Annotated in this window: 4 protein-coding genes; all 4 read left to right on the top strand. The window is 66.7% G+C overall.

Annotation, left to right across the window (positions count from 1 at the left end):
• Nucleotides 1-1,105 (top strand): F0F1 ATP synthase subunit alpha (atpA, locus tag C0461_RS13725; RefSeq protein WP_292107793.1); only part of this gene is annotated, 1,105 nt, incomplete at its 5' end.
• Between the two features lie 30 nt (nt 1,106-1,135).
• A complete protein-coding gene (locus C0461_RS13720) occupies nt 1,136-2,014 on the top strand; it encodes a F0F1 ATP synthase subunit gamma (RefSeq protein ID WP_292107791.1) in 879 nt (292 codons plus the stop codon).
• A 49-nt stretch (nt 2,015-2,063) separates the two neighbouring features.
• Complete coding sequence (atpD, locus tag C0461_RS13715; protein WP_292107790.1) at nt 2,064-3,629, top strand: F0F1 ATP synthase subunit beta; 1,566 nt, start codon at nt 2,064-2,066, stop codon at nt 3,627-3,629.
• A gap of 2 nt (nt 3,630-3,631) precedes the next feature.
• The coding region (locus C0461_RS13710; RefSeq protein WP_292107789.1) for an ATP synthase F1 subunit epsilon at nt 3,632-3,893 on the top strand (262 nt) is incomplete at its 3' end.

Here is a 3,893-nt window from a genome sequence, read left to right as displayed (position 1 = left end):
TGAGCCCATGCAGACCGGCCTGAAGGCCATCGACACCCTGATCCCGATCGGCCGCGGCCAGCGCGAGCTGATCATCGGCGACCGTCAGGTGGGCAAGACCGCCGTGGCGATCGACACCATCCTGAACCAGAAGTCGATCAACGTCGAAGGCGCCGCCGAGAGCGACAAGCTGTACTGCATCTACGTCGCCATCGGTCAGAAGCGTTCGACTGTGGCCCAGATCGTCAAGACGCTCGAGGAGCGCGGCGCCCTGGAGTACACCATCGTCGTGGCCGCCACGGCCTCGGAGCCCGCGCCGCTGCAGTTCCTGGCCCCGTTCTCGGGCACGGCCATGGGCGAGTTCTTCCGCGACAACGGCATGCACGCCCTGATCGTCTATGATGATCTGTCCAAGCAGGCCGTGGCCTATCGCCAGATGTCCCTGCTGCTGCGCCGCCCGCCGGGCCGCGAAGCCTATCCGGGCGACGTCTTCTATCTGCACAGCCGCCTGCTGGAGCGTTCGGCCAAGCTGAACGCCGACAACGGTTCGGGCTCCATGACGGCCCTTCCGCTGATCGAGACCCAGGCCAATGACGTGTCGGCCTACATCCCCACCAATGTGATCTCCATCACAGACGGCCAGATCTTCCTGGAATCCGACCTGTTCTACCAGGGCATCCGCCCCGCCGTGAACGTCGGCATCTCGGTGTCGCGCGTGGGCTCCTCGGCCCAGATCAAGGCGATGAAGCAGGTCGCCGGTTCGATCAAGGGCGAGCTGGCCCAGTACCGGGAGATGGCCGCCTTCGCCAAGTTCGGCTCGGACCTGGACGCCTCGACCCAGCGCCTGCTGGCCCGCGGCGCGCGCCTGACCGAACTGCTGAAGCAGCCGCAGTACTCACCGCTGACGGTCGAGGAGCAGGTGGTGTCCATCTACGCCGGCACCCGCGGCTATCTGGACGGCATCGCGGTGAGCGACGTGGGCCGCTTCGAAACCGAGCTGCTGGCGCGCATCAAGTCCAAGCACGCGGGCATCCTGGACGGCATCCGCACGCAGAAGGCCCTGTCCAAGGAGCTGGAAGCCGAGCTGAAGGCCGCCATCGAAGCCTTCGCCAAGACCTTCGCCTGAGCCCCGGAAAGCATTAGAGAGTAACGCCGGATGGCCAGCCTCAAGGAAATGCGCAATCGGATCGGAAGCGTGAAGTCCACGCAGAAGATCACGAAAGCCCTGAACATGGTCGCCGCGGCCAAGCTGAAGCGCGCCCAGGATCAGGCCGAGAGCGCCCGTCCCTACGCCCGCAAGATGGCCGATGTGATCGCCAACCTGGCGGCGGGCGTGTCCGGCGACGACGCGCCCCGGCTGCTGGCCGGCACGGGCTCGGACCAGAAGCACCTGATCATCGTGGCCACGGGCGACAAGGGGCTGGCGGGGGGCTTCAACTCCAACGTCATCCGCGCCGCCCGCGAGCGCATTCGGTCCCTCATGACGGCTGGCAAGGACGTCCGCATCATCGCCGTGGGACGCAAGTCCCGCGACGGCCTGGCGCGCCTGTTCGGCGACAAGCTGATCCGCACCTTCGAAATGAGCGATCACAAGGTCATCGGCATGAACGCCGCCGAGCCGATCGCCGCCCTGATCGCCGAGGAGTTCGAGGCGGGCGACGCTGACGTCGTGACCCTGTTCTACAGCCGCTTCCAGTCGGTGATCTCGCAGGTGCCGACGCCGAAACAACTCATCCCGGCCGTGGTCGACGGCTCCGCCGAGCCCATCGATCTGAACGGCGCGGTCTACGAGTATGAGCCCTCGGAAGAGGAAATCCTCGAGACCCTGCTGCCGCGCAACATCACGACCCAGGTGCTGGCCGCCCTCTACGAAAACCAGGCCAGCTTCTTCGGCGCCCAGATGGGCGCCATGGACAACGCCACGCGCAATGCGGGCGACCTCATCAACAGCCTGACCCTGCAGTACAACCGCAAGCGCCAGGCCCAGATCACCACCGAACTGATCGAGATCATCGCGGGCGCCGAAGCCCTCTGATCCGACCGCCCTCGACGCCAGACACGACCTTCCGAACGGAACGCACCCGATGACCGACACCACCGCCCCCAAGAAGACCGCCGCCAAGAAGCCGGCCGCGCCCAAGGCCCCCCGGGCCGCCAAGCCCGCCGCCGCCACCGGCAACGCCGCCTATACGGCCGGCACCGGCGTGGGCCGGATCGCCCAGGTCATCGGCGCCGTCGTGGACGTGGAGTTCACCGGCCAGCTGCCGGCGATCCTGAACGCCCTTGAGACCCAGAACGTCGATCAGAAGACGGGCGAGCCGTTCACCCTGGTCCTGGAAGTCGCCCAGCACCTGGGTGAGAACATGGTCCGCACCATCGCCATGGACACCACCGAGGGCCTGACCCGCGGCCAAGCCGTGGTCGACACCGGCACCTCCATCCTGGCCCCCGTCGGCCCCGGCACCCTGGGTCGCATCATGAACGTCGTCGGCGCGCCGATCGACGAGCAGGGCCCGATCAAGACCACCATGTACCGCCCGATCCACCGCGAGGCTCCCAGCTTCGAGGATCAGTCGACCTCGTCCGAAATCCTGGTCACGGGCATCAAGGTCATCGACCTGATGTGCCCCTACACCAAGGGCGGCAAGATCGGCCTGTTCGGCGGCGCCGGCGTGGGCAAGACCGTGACCATGCAGGAGCTGATCAACAACATCGCCAAGGCTTACGGCGGTTATTCGGTTCTGGCCGGCGTGGGTGAGCGCACCCGCGAAGGCAACGACCTGTACCACGAGATGATCGAGTCCAACGTGAACGTGGACCCGGCCAAGAACAACGGCTCCACCGAGGGCTCCAAATGCGCCCTGGTGTACGGCCAGATGAACGAGCCTCCCGGCGCCCGCGCCCGCGTCGCCCTGACCGGCCTGGCCCAGGCCGAGTACTTCCGCGACGAGGAAGGCAAGGACGTGCTGCTGTTCGTGGACAACATCTTCCGCTTCACCCAGGCCGGTTCCGAAGTGTCGGCCCTGCTGGGCCGCATCCCCTCGGCGGTGGGCTATCAGCCGACCCTGGCCACCGAGATGGGCAATCTGCAGGAGCGCATCACCTCCACCAACAAGGGCTCGATCACCTCGGTGCAGGCCATCTACGTGCCCGCCGACGACCTGACCGACCCGGCGCCCGCCGCCTCGTTCGCCCACCTGGACGCCACCACCGTTCTGAGCCGCGACATCGCTGCCCAGGCCATCTTCCCGGCCGTGGATCCGCTGGACTCCACCAGCCGGATCATGGACCCGCTGGTGATCGGCGAGGAGCACTACAACGTGGCCCGCTCGGTTCAGGAAGTGCTGCAGCAGTACAAGGGCCTGAAGGACATCATCGCCATCCTGGGCATGGATGAGCTGTCGGAAGAGGACAAGCTGGTCGTCTCCCGCGCCCGCAAGATCCAGCGCTTCCTGTCGCAGCCTTTCTTCGTGGCCGAGCAGTTCACCAACACGCCCGGCAAGTTCGTGGAGCTGGCGGACACCATCCGCAGCTTCAAGGCGATCGTGGCCGGCGAGTACGACCACCTGCCCGAAGCCGCCTTCTACATGGTCGGCCCCATCGAGGAAGCCATCGCCAAGGCTGAGAAGCTGGCCACGGACGCGGCCTGATCATGGCGGATAAACTGAACTTCTCGTTGGTGTCGCCCGAGCGCGAGGTCTTCTCCGGCCTCGTGGACCAGGTGGATGCGCCGGGCGTGGAGGGCGACTTCGGCGTCCTGCCCGAGCACGCGCCGTTCATGACCGCCCTGCGCGAAGGACCGGTCACGGTCTATGACGCCAAGGGCGTGCGCCGGTTCGACGTCAAGGGCGGTTTCGCCGACGTCAACGCGTCGGGCCTGACCATCCTGGCCGAGGAAGCCGCCGAGATCGCCG

Origin of the sequence: Brevundimonas sp., from assembly GCF_013823285.1 — a bacterium.
Lineage (GTDB): Bacteria > Pseudomonadota > Alphaproteobacteria > Caulobacterales > Caulobacteraceae > Brevundimonas.
This window is presented reverse-complemented; position numbering and strand designations above follow the sequence as displayed.

What these genes read in the sequence shown, in the direction of transcription:
- C0461_RS13720 (WP_292107791.1), top strand. Translation starts at nt 1,136, where the DNA reads ATGGCCAGCCTCAAGGAAATGCGCAATCGGATCGGAAGCGTGAAGTCC.
- atpD (WP_292107790.1), top strand. Translation starts at nt 2,064, where the DNA reads ATGACCGACACCACCGCCCCCAAGAAGACCGCCGCCAAGAAGCCGGCC.